The sequence below is a fragment of the Streptomyces sp. NBC_00207 genome, assembly GCF_045160965.1.
Taxonomy (GTDB): Bacteria; Actinomycetota; Actinomycetes; order Streptomycetales; family Streptomycetaceae; genus Streptomyces.
Genome location: NZ_CP130715.1, coordinates 2,757,569 through 2,771,348 on the forward strand (window position 1 = coordinate 2,757,569; position 13,780 = coordinate 2,771,348).

The 13,780-nt window shown below is 73.0% G+C and carries 16 protein-coding genes; 6 read left to right on the forward strand and 10 right to left on the reverse strand.

The genetic code is table 11. The annotated features are described in order from the left end of the window. Positions 1-12: 12 nt before the first annotated feature. Positions 13-897 carry an SDR family NAD(P)-dependent oxidoreductase gene (locus tag OG472_RS13180; RefSeq protein WP_401600765.1) on the reverse strand — a complete coding sequence of 295 codons (885 nt, stop codon included), beginning with the start codon at positions 895-897 and terminating at the stop codon, positions 13-15. A 1-nt stretch (position 898) separates the two neighbouring features. Then, entirely contained in the window at positions 899-1,696 is a 798-nt protein-coding gene (locus tag OG472_RS13185; protein WP_405829571.1) for an acetoacetate decarboxylase family protein, read from the reverse strand. Positions 1,697-1,821: 125 nt separating this feature from the next. Here OG472_RS13185 and OG472_RS13190 point away from each other — a divergent pair, with 125 nt between their 5' ends. The 6 genes from OG472_RS13190 (at position 1,822) to OG472_RS13215 (ending at position 8,293) form a co-directional block, all read left to right on the forward strand. Then, positions 1,822-2,445: a TetR family transcriptional regulator gene (locus OG472_RS13190; protein WP_327413257.1), complete on the forward strand. Its 624-nt coding sequence runs from the start codon at positions 1,822-1,824 to the stop codon at positions 2,443-2,445. Positions 2,446-2,586: 141 nt separating this feature from the next. Beyond that, positions 2,587-5,238 (forward strand): MXAN_6230/SCO0854 family RING domain-containing protein, encoded by a 2,652-nt coding sequence (locus tag OG472_RS13195; protein ID WP_405829573.1) that lies wholly within the window; start codon positions 2,587-2,589, stop codon positions 5,236-5,238. A 44-nt stretch (positions 5,239-5,282) separates the two neighbouring features. After that, positions 5,283-6,260, forward strand: a complete 978-nt coding sequence (locus tag OG472_RS13200) for a DEDDh family exonuclease (protein WP_405829575.1) — start codon at positions 5,283-5,285, stop codon at positions 6,258-6,260. A 108-nt stretch (positions 6,261-6,368) separates the two neighbouring features. Continuing rightward, positions 6,369-6,602 carry a hypothetical protein gene (locus tag OG472_RS13205; protein WP_030716941.1) on the forward strand — a complete coding sequence of 78 codons (234 nt, stop codon included), beginning with the start codon at positions 6,369-6,371 and terminating at the stop codon, positions 6,600-6,602. A 134-nt stretch (positions 6,603-6,736) separates the two neighbouring features. Next, positions 6,737-7,528, forward strand: coding sequence for an SURF1 family protein (locus tag OG472_RS13210; RefSeq protein ID WP_401600775.1), 792 nt, complete (start codon positions 6,737-6,739; stop codon positions 7,526-7,528). 9 nt (positions 7,529-7,537) lie between these two features. Then, positions 7,538-8,293: an SDR family oxidoreductase gene (locus OG472_RS13215; protein ID WP_401600777.1), complete on the forward strand. Its 756-nt coding sequence runs from the start codon at positions 7,538-7,540 to the stop codon at positions 8,291-8,293. A gap of 36 nt (positions 8,294-8,329) precedes the next feature. On the opposite strand, the gene amaP is transcribed toward OG472_RS13215, so the two are convergent. The 8 genes from amaP to OG472_RS13255 form a co-directional block, all read right to left on the reverse strand. Continuing rightward, positions 8,330-8,887 carry an alkaline shock response membrane anchor protein AmaP gene (gene amaP / locus OG472_RS13220; RefSeq protein WP_405829577.1) on the reverse strand — a complete coding sequence of 186 codons (558 nt, stop codon included), beginning with the start codon at positions 8,885-8,887 and terminating at the stop codon, positions 8,330-8,332. 5 nt (positions 8,888-8,892) lie between these two features. Then, the gene (locus tag OG472_RS13225) at positions 8,893-9,543 is read right to left on the reverse strand and encodes a DUF6286 domain-containing protein (RefSeq protein ID WP_405829579.1); all 651 of its coding nucleotides are present in this window, start codon (positions 9,541-9,543) and stop codon (positions 8,893-8,895) included. After that, positions 9,444-9,812, reverse strand: coding sequence for a hypothetical protein (locus tag OG472_RS13230; RefSeq protein WP_361757245.1), 369 nt, complete (start codon positions 9,810-9,812; stop codon positions 9,444-9,446). Before OG472_RS13230 ends, OG472_RS13225 begins: the two co-directional genes overlap by 100 nt. Positions 9,813-9,819: 7 nt before the next feature. Then, a complete protein-coding gene (locus tag OG472_RS13235) occupies positions 9,820-10,005 on the reverse strand; it encodes a hypothetical protein (protein WP_030716925.1) in 186 nt (61 codons plus the stop codon). 17 nt (positions 10,006-10,022) lie between these two features. Beyond that, positions 10,023-10,460, reverse strand: a complete 438-nt coding sequence (locus OG472_RS13240; protein ID WP_401600783.1) for an Asp23/Gls24 family envelope stress response protein — start codon at positions 10,458-10,460, stop codon at positions 10,023-10,025. Between the two features lie 159 nt (positions 10,461-10,619). Beyond that, on the reverse strand, positions 10,620-11,399 hold the full coding sequence (locus OG472_RS13245; RefSeq protein ID WP_401600786.1) for an enoyl-CoA hydratase/isomerase family protein: 780 nt from the start codon (positions 11,397-11,399) through the stop codon (positions 10,620-10,622). A 159-nt stretch (positions 11,400-11,558) separates the two neighbouring features. Then, complete coding sequence (locus OG472_RS13250; protein ID WP_030010789.1) at positions 11,559-11,780, reverse strand: helix-turn-helix domain-containing protein; 222 nt, start codon at positions 11,778-11,780, stop codon at positions 11,559-11,561. 395 nt (positions 11,781-12,175) lie between these two features. After that, complete coding sequence (locus OG472_RS13255; RefSeq protein ID WP_319731979.1) at positions 12,176-13,774, reverse strand: ABC-F family ATP-binding cassette domain-containing protein; 1,599 nt, start codon at positions 13,772-13,774, stop codon at positions 12,176-12,178. Between the last annotated feature and the right edge of the window lie 6 nt (positions 13,775-13,780).

Consider the following 13,780-nt stretch of genomic DNA (forward strand, 5'->3'; position numbering starts at 1 on the left):
GACGAACGCCCCTCAGTCGAGGATGAAGCTTTCCAGGTAGGCGGGGTTGGCCCGGTCGAGCATCGACTGCGACCGGGCGCGGATCTGCCGGTCGCTGTGCTCGCTGGCCGGGAGCATCCAGAAGCGGTCGGCGCGGATGCCGTCGAGGACGTGCTCGGCGACCTCCTCGACGGGGGTGAAGTTCACCTCGTGGCCGGCCTGCCTCATCGCCGCCTCGTACTGGTCGAGGCTGCGGTACGGGGACTTGCGCGGCCGTTCCTTCGCGTACCGCTCGGGCCGGTTGCGGTGCGACTCCCACAGCCCGGTGCGCAGCATGTGCGGTCCGGGGAAGAGGACGGAGGCCCCGACGGCGGCGCCCTCCGCCTTGAGGTGGGCGTAGAGCGACTCGGTCATGGTGACCACGGCCGCCTTGGTGACGGCGTAGACCGAGGCGGTGGGCAGGGGGGCGATGCCGCCGTCGCCGGAGGAGGTGTTGACGACGTGGCCGGGCGCGCCGCCCGCGATCATGCGGGGGACGAAGGCCTGGATGCCGTGGAAGACGCCCCACACGTTGACGGAGAAGGCCCATTTCCAGTCGTTGGGCTCGTGCTCCCACATCCGGCCCTCGGCGCCGGAGCCGACGCCCGCGTTGTTGCACAGCACGTGCACGGCGCCGAAGGTCTCGTACGCCGCGTCGGCCAGCGCGGTCACGGAGTCCCGGTCGCTGACGTCGACGATGTGCGCGAGCACCTGGGCGCCGTCCGCGGCGAGTTCGTCGGCGGCCTTGCGCAGGGCGCCCTCCTCCACGTCGGCGAGGACCACCTTCAGTCCCTCGGCGGCGAAGCGGCGGGCCATCGCGAGGCCGATGCCGCCGGCGGCTCCGGTGACGACGGCCACCTGTCCCGGTTCGATGCGCATGTCAGACACTGCCTTCCGGAGGGCCGTCGAGGATCTGCATCGGGTCGTCATAGCGCTGGTGGATGTAAGGGAGCAGGGCCTGGGCGCTGACCCGCTCGACGACCCGGCCCTTCTGGTCGGTGGTCTTCTCGCCGATGGTGATCTCCACGATCCGGCGGACCGGGAGGTCGGCGATGGGGTCGAACATCGACTCGCGCAGGACGATGTCCCCGGTGATGTGCTCCAGCCTGCGAACCCTCTCGTTGCGCGTGCAGTGCACGAGGACCGGGTCGGCGTCGAAGCCCGAACCGTCCACGGCGGGCAGGAACTTGAAGTAGAAGTCGGTCTTCCGGGTGGGCTCGGGCAGCGGCAGTGCGCGGTCCACCGCCCCGCGCACCTCGACGAAGGCGATGCCGTGCCGGGCGAGGGCGGCCCGGACGACGAGGCCGTCGCGCTCGACGGTGACCTCGCCCAGCTTCTTCGGCTCGCCGAACACCTCGCGGCCGCCGATCAGGGCGCGCTCGTGGGTCATCGGCATGACCAGCGGGTACCAGCCCTCGACCCCGCCGTGCCGGGCGGCGACGGCCACCGAGCCGGCGCCGAGCGGGTAGCCGGGCAGGTCGACCTTGCTGATGTTGGCCCGTACGAGGGGCCGGTCGGCCGGTTTGAGGGGCGGCGGCAGGACCGCCCCCACGACGTCGGGGTCGCTCTCCCAGACGGCCACCACACCGGTGGACCAGATGTCGGGGAGCTTGGAACTCTTCTCGCGCGCCGCCGCGATCTCGGCCTCGGTCCGCGCTCCGTACCGTACGCGTGCCATGTCTCGCACCATCCCTCGTCTCGGGGGGAGTCGGTTCTGTAACACAGTTACACCGCCACCGATGAAGGGTAAAGACCCGTGCACACACGAGAACTGACACTTCGACAGATCGGCGGCCCGCAGACATGGCCAGATCAGCGCTGACCCGCGACGAGGTGCTGGACGCCGCCGCGTCCCTGGTCAAGCAGCACGGTCCGGCCGCGCTCACCATGCGCAAGCTCGCCGCCGAGCTGGGCACCGCGGTGACGTCGATCTACTGGCACGTCGGCAACCGCGAATCGCTGCTCGACGCCCTCGTGCGGCGGACCGTGGAGGACATGGGCGCGATCAGGCCCGTGGGCCGCACCCCCGCCGACCGCATCCTGTCGGTGGCCCGGACCCTGCGCCGCGAACTGCGCGAGCGCCCGCACCTGATCGCGATGGTCCACGAGCGCGGGCTCACCGAGCGGATGTTCCTGCCCGCCCAGCAGGCGCTCGTCCACGAGGTGCACGCCGCGGGACTGCGCGGCGCCCGGGCGGCCGACGCGGTGCGCGCGATCCAGTTCCAGATCGTCGGCTTCCTGCTCGTCGAGCGCAACCGCGAGCGCTCCCCCGCGCAGTCCCCGGCCGAGAGCGAGCTCTGGGACCCGGCCGCGGCCCCCCACGACCCGGCCCTCGCCCGCGCCCTGGCCCGCCCGGCGGACCCGGAGCGGCTGTTCCTGCTGTCCGTACGGGCCCTCGTGCACGCCCTGCTCGCGCCGGGCGGATAAACACTTGGCCCGGCGCCCGCCTCCGTGATGGGATCCGCAGTACGGGGGCGGCTCCCCGGCGCGCATCCTTCTCCCTTCCTCCAAAGAATCCCAGCGCGCCCACTCTCCGCCCCCGTTTTCGTACGCGGAGGGAATACACGCATGTCTGCCATCGAGTCCGTGCTGCTGCGCCGGCTCCAGACCGTCTACGTCGGCCCCGCGCCGGAAGGTGCCGCTCCCTGGGGTGACGCTTCCGGAGGCACCGCTCCCGAAGGGGACCGGACCACCGCCGGACCCGGCCTGCGCAGGCTCGAGTCCGAGCTGCTGGACCGCGGCTGCACCCTCTCGCCGGGCCTCTACGCGGCCCTGGCCGCGCTCCCCTCCGGGGAACTCCCCGCCACCCACGCCCGGCTGGTCGGCCTCGCCGACGAGCTGCTCGGCTCCGACCGCACGCACGTCCCGCTCCTGCGCCGCTTCCCGGGCGTCGTCCCGCACAGCACCGAGCGGCTCTACACCGACCGGGTCTTCGCCCACCTGCTCCAGCAGCCCGACCAGCCGTGCGTGCTGTGCGGGGAGCAGCGCACCGTCTTCCCCGTGTCGCCCTGCGCCCATCTCGTGTGCCGGCTGTGCTGGGACGGCGCCGACTACGCGGGCTGTCCGCTGTGCCACCGGCGGATCGATTCCGCCGACCCGTTCCTGCGCCCCGTACGGGCCGTCGGGGCCGCCAAGGCGCCCTCAAAGGGCCCGCTCCGGCTGCTGCGGCACGGCACCGACCCGGCCGCCGACGCGCTCCCGGTCCTGCAGGCCCTGCTCACCCAGAGCACCCCGCTCTCGCCGCAGGACCGCGAGGACCTGACCGTTCTGCTGGCCGTCGCCCCGGCGGACCCTGGCCTGCTGCCCGAGCACATCCCGGTCCGCGAGACCAAGGCCCTGGTGCTGGGCACCCTGCTGCCCGGCGCCCCCGACAGGGCCGCGCTGCTCGGGCGGCTCGATACCGCCACCGACGTGCTGCGGCTGCTCGCCGTCCTGTCCGGCGGGGAGGCCGGCCTGGACCCGCTGCCGCGCTTCGCGGGCCCGGGACGGCCGCTGCGCCGCGAACTGCTCGGCGTGCTCGACGCGTTGCCCACGGAGTACCTCGTCGAGGACGTGCTGCGGCATCCGACCGCGTGGAAGCGTGCGGCCGAGACCCTCCACCCCTTCGAACAGCACGGCCGGCACCCGCGCGCCGCACTGGCCTTCGCCGTGCTGCGGGGCACCACGGTGACGCCCGGCACCCCGCTCGGGGCGGCGCTGCTGGAGACCGCCGCCGCGCACCCGGACGCCGTGCGCGTGGAGGGCAGCCGGATCCGGCCCGCCACCTGGGCCGGCCGGCTGGAGCAGGCCCTCGCCGACGGGGACGCGGGAGCCGCCGCCGCGCTCGCCGGACAGCGCCCGGGTGAACTCGTACGCCGCCTCGACCACCTGCTGCGCCTGCACACCGGACCGGAGCTCGTGCCCGCGCTGGAGAAGGCCCTCGAACGCGGGTTGCCCAAGGCCGGCGCGGGCCCGCTGCTCTCGGCGCTCGGCGCGCTGCGGGTGCGCGCCGAGGACCGCAGGGGCAGCCGGCGCGTCTTCTTCCCCGCCGGGCAGGTCGCCTCCGCCCAGTCGGTGACCGAGGTGCGCCCGCCGCTGCCCGAGCGGCTCGTCGCCGCGGTGGTCGCGCTGCTCGAGGCCGAGGTGCTGCGCCGGCTCGCGGCGGCCGGGGCCGAGGCGGGCCCCTACGACCTGGCCGTCCTCGACTCGGCGCTGGCCGACCTCACCGTGCCCTTCGGCGAGCGCACCGCCGCCAAGGCCCTGGTGGCCGTGCCACGGGGCAGTGTCCAGACCCTGCCCGAGGGCGAGGTGCTGCGGCTGTTCCTGCACTGGACGGAACCGGAGGGCATGCGGACCGACCTCGACCTGTCCGTCGCCTTCTTCGACGCCGACTGGAACTTCACCGGCCTGTGCGACTACACGAACCTCGTGCACGGGCCGGACCGGGGCGCCGTGCACTCGGGCGACCTCACCTCGGCTCCGGCGCCGCTCGGGGCCACCGAGTACGTCGACCTGGACCTCGCGGCGCTCGCCGCGCACGGCGACGTGTACGCGGTCCCGCTGGTCTTCAGTTTCAACAACGTGCCCTTCGAGGAGCTGACGGACGCCTTCGCCGGCTTCATGGCGCTGCCCGTCGACGGGCCGCGCGACGCCTCGTACGACCCGCGCACCGTGCGCCAGCGCTTCGACCTGACGGGCAGGTCCCGGGTCTGCATGCCGATGGTGGTGGACCTGACCGCCCGCAGGGCGCTGTGGACGGACGTCCACCTGCCGCCCTCGGGCGGGTACCAGAGCGTCCGCTCGCACGCGGACGAGCTGGCCGTGGTGGCTTCCGACCTCTGGGAGTCCTTCGGCTCCGGCACCCGCACGAGCCTGTGGGACCTCACGGTGTGGCGGGCTGCGGCCCGCACCCGTGAAGTGGCCGTGGTACGGCGGGCAGCGCTTCCGGGCCTGCTCGACGAGCTGTGGCTGTACCGGGCCGGGGACGGCGAGCCGGTGGCCGCCTTCGCCGCCCGGATCGCGGCGCTGGAGCCGCCGCAGGAGCGCCGCCCGCGCACGGACGCCGACACGGAGGCCGCCGAAGTGGCGGCGGGGAAGCGGGTGTTCCTGGCGCTGGTGCACGCGAGCGTGGCCCCGCACGGGGCTTCGGGGACGGCCTTCCGGCTGTTCCCCGGGCCTGCCGAACCGGCGGGCACCCTCGCCCTCGTGAGCGCCGGCGAACTGGTCTCGGAACTGGGCTGATGGGGCATCGCGGCCACGGGTGTCAGTCGGGGCCGATATCCTCTGTGACCATGCTCGACGACCGTACGACCGCAGAGACGACGTGGCCGACCGCGTACCCACAGGGGTACGCGGTCGTCGACGTGGAGACGACCGGGCTCGCCCGCGACGACCGGATAGTCTCCGCCGCCGTCTACCGGCTCGACGCGCAGGGCAATGTCGAGGACCACTGGTACACCCTGGTCAACCCGCAGCGGGACCCGGGACCGGTGTGGATCCACGGCCTGACGAGCGAGGTGCTCGCCGGTGCACCGCTCTTCAAGGACATCGCCGAGGAGTTCGCCGGCCGGCTCGCGGACCGGGTGCTGGTCGCGCACAACGCCATCTTCGACTGGCAGATGATCGCCCGGGAGTACGCGCGGGCCGCCGAGACCGCACCGGTCCGTCAGCGGCTGTGCACCATCGCCCTGTCGAAGGAACTGAACCTCCCGCTGCCCAACCACAAGCTGGAGTCGCTCGCCGCGCACTTCGGCGTGGTCCAGCAGCGCGCCCACCACGCGCTCGACGACGCCCGGGTGCTGGCGGAGGCGTTCCGCCCGTCGCTGCACGCGGCCGCGCAGGGCGGCGTACGGCTGCCCCTGCTGGAATGCCGGCCGCTGACGGAGTGGTCGGACTCGGCCGCCGCCCCGCGCGTGGGGTACCAGTCCTCGTACCGCGGCGGCGGCTGGCGGCCCTCGCGCAAGCGGCCGCCGTGCCCGCATCCGAATCCGGGGCGCTACGAGGACGGCGAGCCGCTGAAGCAGGGCATGCGGATCGCCTTCTCCGGTGACACCTCGGTGGAGCGGGAGCTGCTGGAGGACCGCGCGGTCGAGGCGGGTCTGCACATCGCGACGAGCGTGTCGCGGCTCACCAGCCTCCTGGTGACGAACGACCCCGACTCGGCGACGTCGAAGACGGTCAAGGCGAAGACCTTCGGCACTCCGGTCGTCGACGAGGCCGCCTTCACCCAGCTGCTGCGGGACGTGGCCCCGGCGGAGTCCTGAGCCCGATCGCCGGGACGGGGAGGAGCCGTTGCGCCGGGCGGGTGCAGGCGCGGCGACTCACCCCGCTGGATCTTGTTCCGGTCCCTCCCCGTGCGCAGCATTCGGCGCATGGCACGTTGTGAGGTCTGCGGAAACGATTACGGCATGTCCTTCGAGGTGCACGCGCAGGGCGCCGTGCACGTCTTCGACTGCTTCTCCTGCGCCATCCACCGCATGGCGCCCGTCTGCGAGCACTGCCGGGTCTCGATCATCGGGCAGGGCGTCGAGGTCTCGGGGCAGTGGTTCTGCGGGGCGCACTGCGCCCGCGCCGAGGGGAAGGTGGGCATCGTCGACCGCGTCTGACTCTCCCGTCCCGTCCCTCCCCCTCCTGCCCCTCCTCCCCCTCCTGCTCCTCCTCCCTCCCCGATCCCGCACCCGTGACCCCGGACGGCCACCCGGCCGCCGGGGTCTTCCGCGCTGGGGGTACCGTCGTGGGCGTGTACCGCTTTGTGCTGACCCGGCAGTGGGTGTGCCTCACCCTGATCGCCCTCGCCCTCATCCCCGTGATGATCAAGCTGGGGTTCTGGCAGTACCACCGCCATGAGCACCGGGTCGCGCAGAACCAGCTGATCGATGCGAACCTGCGGGCGAAGCCGGTCCCCATGACCGAGGTCACCTCCCCCGGGCACCGGGTGCCCCGCGCCGACTTCTGGCGTGCGGTCACCGCGACCGGCACGTACGACACCGCGCACGAGGTCGTCGTACGGATGCGCACCGACAACGACGACAAGGTCGGCTTCCACGTCCTGACCCCGCTGGTCCTCTCCGACGGCCGGGTGGTCCTGGTCAACCGGGGCTGGGTGCAGGGCGGCGACGACCCCCGCGCCTACCCGCCGGTCCCGGCCGCACCCTCGGGCGAGGTCACCGTCACCGGCCGGCTGAAGGCCGACGAGACGAGCGGCGGCAGCGGCATCAAGGACCGCAAGGGCCTGCCGGACCGCCAGGTCATGCTGATCAACAGTGCACAGCAGGCGGAGTACCTGGGCCGGCCGGTTCTCGGCGGATATCTGGAGCTCACCGCTCCGGCCCCGGCGGACGGCACCCCGGAGCCCATCGCCGACCCCGACCACGACTCGATCGGCCCCCACATGGCGTACGCCGTCCAGTGGTGGCTGTTCACAGCCGCGGTGCCGGTGGGCTGGGTGGTCCTCGTACGGCGGGAGAAGCGCGACCGCGAGGAAGCGGCGGCCAAGGCCGAAGCCATCGAACAGGAGCCCGCGACCGCGTAGCGTGTCGGCATGGATCTTGGACTGAAAGACCGTGTCTACATCGTCACCGGGGCCACGCGCGGCCTCGGCTTCGCCTCCGCCCGGGAACTGACCGCCGACGGCGCGAAGGTCCTCGTGACGGGCCGGGACGAGAAGCGGGCGGCCGACGCCGCCGCCTCGCTCGGCCCGAACGCCGTGGGTGTGGCGGCCGACAACTCCGACCCGGCGGTGGCCGGGCGGCTCGTCGCCACCGCGCGCGAGCGCTTCGGCCGCCTCGACGGCATCCTCATCAGCGTCGGCGGCCCGGCCCCCGGTTTCGCGGCCGACAGCACCGACGAACAGTGGTCGGCGGCCTTCGACTCGGTCTTCCTGGGCGCGGTCCGCCTCGCTCGGGCGGCGGCGGCCGAGCTGGGCGAGGGCGGGGTCATCGGCTTCGTCCTGTCGGGCTCGGTCCATGAACCGATCCCCGGGCTGACCATCTCCAACGGCCTGCGCCCGGGCCTGGCGGGCTTCGCGAAGTCCCTCTCGGTGGAGCTCGGCCCGCGCGGGATCCGGGTCGTCGGCCTGCTCCCGGCGCGCATCGACACCGACCGCGTGCGGGAGCTCGACGCGCTGGGCGGTGACGCGGACGCCGCCCGCGCCGGGAACGAGTCCCGCATCCCGCTGCGGCGGTACGGCGCCCCGGAGGAGTTCGGCCGCACGGCGGCCTTCCTGCTGTCCCCGGCCGCCTCGTACCTGACGGGCATCATGCTCCCGGTCGACGGCGGCTCCCGCCACGGCTTCTGACCCGCCTTCGGGCATGTCGGCCCCGCCGGCCCGGGGCTACGTGACCCGCTGCGCCCGGTGCGACGTCACCGACAGGCGGGCCTCCGTCGGGAGATCGGCGAGGCCCGCCGAGGCGCGGGCGTGGGTGAGGACCGGGCCCGCCACGGCGGCGAGCGTGTCGACGGGGACCGCGTGGGGTTCCAGTTCCAGGGCAACCCGCAGCGCGGGCGACCCGCGCCGCCCGCGCAGCACCACCCGGCAGCCTGCGACCCCGTCCAGCGCGCCGGCCTCCGCGGCCACCGCCTCCTCCAGGGCGCGCCCGCGCAGCACGGCGAAGGCCCCGTCCCCGGTGTCCACGACCACCGCGGGCAGCCGCGGGCGCCGCAGCTGGGACAGCAGCCACCACAGCGCGAGCAGCACGACCACTGCGAGCCCGGCGAGCACCGCCCACCACTCCCAGCCGTCGGCGTGCCAGTACCGATGCCTCGCCGCGGCCGTCAGCAGCGGGGCCTGCCGCCCATGTAGGGGCCACGAGCCCGTCAGCAGCACGGCCCCGGCCGCCAGCAGGACCGCTCCGGACACCGCCAGCAGGATCCGGTTCACCGTCCCGAGCATCCCGCTCACCTCCTGACCCGTACGCGTGTGTGCGGCGGGTGCGCGAGGCCCAGTTCCTCGACGCCGACGGCGAGTACGGCGTCCAGGTCGGCCCGTACCTCGTCCAGCTCTCGGAAGTGCGAGGTGGCCCGCACCCCGATCCGGGACCGGCCCACCTTGACCCGGACCGAGCGCACCCCGGACACCTCCATGGCCCGGTCCCGCAGGACCTGCGCGGCGGCCTTGCGGCCGAGACCGGCCCGTACCGCGGCGCCCTGGCCGGGCGCCCGCATGGTCAGGATCCGGCGGAGCCCGGGGGTGAGCGCCAGCAGCAGGAGGACCGCCCCGGCCACGGCCAGGGCCCCGCCGGTCACCTGCACCGACAGGTCGGCCGGTGTCTGCGTTTCCAGCCAGTGGGCGAGGTCGTGGCGCCAGCTCATGGCGGGCCGGCCGGCCCGTACGGCGGCCAGGTCGTACAGGAACAGCCCCGCCACCCCCAGCACGGCCAGGGCGGTGAGCGCGGCGGGCACCCGCCGGGCGGAGCGGAACCGGTGGGCGCGGCCGGAGCCGGGCGCCGTCACCGCAGCCGCCGGTCCCGCCCGGCGGCGGTCCGGGTGTGGGCGGAGTGCAGGTGCTCGACATCGATGTCCACCTCGGGCACGGACATCTGCGCGCACTCCTCGACGCGGAGGGCGACCCGGGCGCGTACGGCGGCGCACTGGGCGGCGAGGTCGGAGGGGTAGTCGAGCTCCAGGCTCACCCGTACCCGTGCGATGTCGTGGTGCACCGTGACGGTGGCGTGCGGGGGCGCGCCCGAGGGGGCAGCGAGCGCCTCCCTCGCGGCCTGGGCCGCGATCTTGGCGACGACCCGGTCTGCGATGAGGGTGGATCCGCGGTCTGCGGCCGCCACCCGTGGCGGGGTGGCCCGGGGCTGAGTCGTGCTCATCGGCCCCTCACCCGCGCCGGTCGTCACGGCGGCGGAACAGGTCTCCGGCGTCCAGGTCCCCGTCGAGGAAGCGTCCTACGACGAATCCGAGGGCGCCGAGGGCCGCCACCAGGAGGAAGGCGCCGAAACCGCCGAAGTAACCGGCGAACGCCAGGGCCATTCCGGCGAACAGGCCGGCGATCGCCATGCTCATTGCGGGCTCCTTGTCGGCTACTGGAGACGGGACTCCGGCTCCTCGTCGGGCTCGTCGGGCAGCTTGACGTCGCTGACGGCGATGTTGACCTCGACGACCTCCAGGCCGGTCATCCGCTCGACCGCCGAGATGACGTTCTCACGGACCGCCCGTGCCACGTCGCGGATCGACACGCCGTAGTCGACGATGATCTCCAGGTCGAGGGCGGTCTGGACCTCGCCGACCTCCGCCTTGACCCCGCGGCTGACGGAGGCCTTCTGGCCGCCGGGCACGCGGTCGCGGACGGCGCCGAAGGTACGGGAGAGGGCGGTGCCGCTGCCCATGGCGTGTACGCCGACCACCTCGCGGGCGGCCAGTCCGGCGATCTTCTCGACCACGCCGTCGGAGATGCTCGTGCGGCCGCGGTCGCCGGGTTCCTTGGCGGAGCCACCGCGGCCTGATGCGGATTCGGTCATGGCGTGCCCTTTCGCGCGTGCGGAGTCGGACTCACTCCGCACCACGGTAAGCGCGTTGCCGCGTCCGCGCCCCGGGACTACGCCGCTCGGCCGTCGGCGAGTCCGGATTCGGCCGCGCCGAATCCGGCCCCGCCGACGGTTGAGGCGCGGGGGTGCGGGCTAGTCGGACAGCCCCGCGAGGTCCCGCAGGCGGCGGGCCTGCGCGGCGCGTTCGGCGGCGCGCTGGTCGTCGTACGGGCGGGACTGCGCGGCTCGCAGGAGCGCCTTGGTCTCGATCACGGCGTCGCGCGGCGGAGCGAGCAGCGCGGTGGTGAGGTCCTGGACGGCGGCGTCGAGCTCGTCGGCCGGGACGACCAGGTTGGCGAGGCCGACCCGCTCCGCTTCCTCGGCGTGCACGAAGCGGCCCGTCGCGCAGATCTCCAGCGCGCGGGCGTAGCCGACCAGGGAGGTCAGGGGCTGGGTTCCGGCCAGGTCGGGGACCAGGCCCAGGCTGGTCTCGCGCATGGCGAACTGCACGTCGTCCGCGACCACGCGCAGATCGCACGCGAGCGCGAGCTGGAAGCCGGCGCCGATCGCGTGCCCCTGCACGGCGGCGACGGAGATGATGTCGTTACGCCTCCACCAGGTGAATGCCTCCTGGTACTCGGCGATCGTGGAGTCGAGCAGTTCGTCCGATCCACGTGCCAGATCGAGGAAGGACGGCTCTCCCTCGAAGCCTTCGGGGGTGAACGCCTGCCGGTCGAGCCCGGCGGAGAAGGACTGGCCCTCACCGCGCAGCACGACGACCCGGACGGTGCCCGGCAACGACCTCCCGGCCTCGGCCAAAGCCCGCCAGAGCGCGGGGGATTGGGCATTTCGCTTGGCCGGATTGGTCAGTGTCACCGTGGCGACCGTGTCGTCGACGGTGAGTCGTACGCCGTCCTTGTCGAGCAGAGCCATCTGTGTATGCCTCCGGTGTGCAGTCGGCCGCAAGCCCGGCCTAAGTGACTGCACAGTAACCACCCAGCCGACCGGGAGGCCGACCGGGGGTCACCGAAGGAAACGTCGGAACATGTGAGCTTTGAAGCCGTTGGAGCGTTGGAACCGATGGGACCAGGGTCAGGCCGTAGCCGCCTTCTTGCCTCGCGTCGCGCCACCGCGACCGCGCAGCGAAACCCCGGACTCACTGAGCATCCGGTGGACGAATCCGTAGGACCGACCGGTCTCTTCGGCCAGCGCCCGGATACTCGCACCGGAGTCGTACTTCTTCTTCAGGTCTGCCGCGAGCTTGTCGCGCGCGGCGCCGGTTACCCGGCTGCCCTTCTTCAGAGTCTCGGCCACCCGTGCCTCCTCATGGGAAGTGCGCTCTGGACTTCTCATGATCACCCCTCCCACGCTTCCTGGCCACCCATTCAGCAAGGTCGGTACGGCGGCATTTCTCGAGCCGTGGACGCCCGAGCAGAACGGAATCTTCTCTTCCGCCGCATGACTTCCGTCACACTTCGCCGCCCCCGACGGGAATCGCCAGGTCAGAGGCGGGGCGGCGGAAAACGAACGGCCCCGGCCGCGCACCTTCGCTGGTGCGGCCGGGGCCGTCGTACGACGCGCAACGGTACGAGACCGTCTCACTCAGATGATGGATCACCCCTGAGCCGAATGATCCATAAGGAACTGGATCAGGTCCGGGGCGGCCCCGGACCGGGCCCGACCGGGGGCCGGGCGGGACCCTGCCCGGGTCAGGCGAGCGCCACCAGGTCCCGGTAGTCCGGGCCCCACAGGTCCTCGACGCCGTCGGGGAGCAGGATGATCCGCTCCGGCTCCAGCGCCTCGACCGCGCCCTCGTCGTGGGTCACGAGGATGACCGCGCCCTTGTACGTGCGCAGGGCGCCCAGGATCTCCTCGCGGCTGGCCGGGTCGAGGTTGTTCGTGGGCTCGTCGAGCAGCAGCACGTTCGCCGAGGAGACGACCAGCGTGGCCAGGGCCAGACGGGTCTTCTCACCGCCGGAGAGCACCCCGGCGGGCTTGTCCACGTCGTCCCCGGAGAACAGGAAGGAGCCGAGCGTCTTGCGTACGGCGACCAGGTCCAGGTCGGGCGCGGAGGAGCGCATGTTCTCCAGGACCGTGCGGTCCGGGTCCAGGGTCTCGTGCTCCTGGGCGTAGTAGCCGAGCTTGAGGCCGTGGCCGGGGACGACGGTGCCCGTGTCCGGCTTCTCGGTGCCCGACAGCAGGCGCAGCAGGGTGGTCTTGCCGGCGCCGTTGAGGCCGAGGATGACGACGCGGGAGCCCTTGTCGATGGCCAGGTCGACGTCGGTGAAGATCTCCAGCGAGCCGTACGACTTGGAGAGGCCCTCGGCGGTCAGCGGGGTCTTCCCGCAGGGAGCCGGGTCCGGGAAGCGCAGCTTGGCGACCTTGTCGGAGACGCGGACGGCGTCCAGGCCGGCGAGCAGCCGGTCGGCGCGCTTGGCCATGTTCTGCGCGGCGACGGTCTTGGTGGCCTTGGCGCGCATCTTGTCGGCCTGCGAGTTCAGGGCCGCGGCCTTCTTCTCGGCGTTCTGGCGCTCGCGCTTGCGGCGCTTCTCGTCGGCCTCGCGCTGCTGCTGGTAGAGCTTCCAGCCCATGTTGTAGACGTCGATCTGGGCGCGGTTGGCATCCAGGTAGAAGACCTTGTTGACGACGGTCTCGACCAGGTCGACATCGTGGGAGATCACGATGAAGCCGCCGCGGTAGTTCTTCAGGTAGTCCCGCAGCCAGACGATGGAGTCGGCGTCGAGGTGGTTGGTGGGCTCGTCGAGGAGCAGGGTGTCGGCGTCCGAGAAGAGGATCCGGGCGAGCTCGACGCGGCGGCGCTGACCACCGGAGAGGGTGTGCAGCGGCTGTCCGAGCACCCGGTCGGGCAGGCTGAGCGCCGCGGAGATGGTGGCGGCCTCGGACTCGGCGGCGTACCCGCCCTTGGTGAGGAACTCGGTCTCCTGGCGCTCGTACTGCTTGAGCGCCTTCTCCCGGGTGGCGCCGGCGCCGGTGGCGATGCGCTCCTCGTTGGCGCGCATCTTCTTGATCAGTACGTCGAGTCCGCGGGCGGACAGGATCCGGTCGCGGGCCAGGACGTCGAGGTCGCCGGTGCGCGGGTCCTGCGGGAGGTAGCCGACCTCGCCCGAGCGGGCGATGGAGCCGGCGGCGGGCTGTCCCTCGCCCGCGAGGCACTTGGTGAGGGTGGTCTTGCCCGCTCCGTTGCGGCCGACCAGGCCGATGCGGTCGCCCTTGGCGACGCGGAAGGAGGCGGACTCGATGAGGATGCGGGCGCCGGCGCGCAGCTCGATGCCGGTGGCGGTGATCACGGAAAT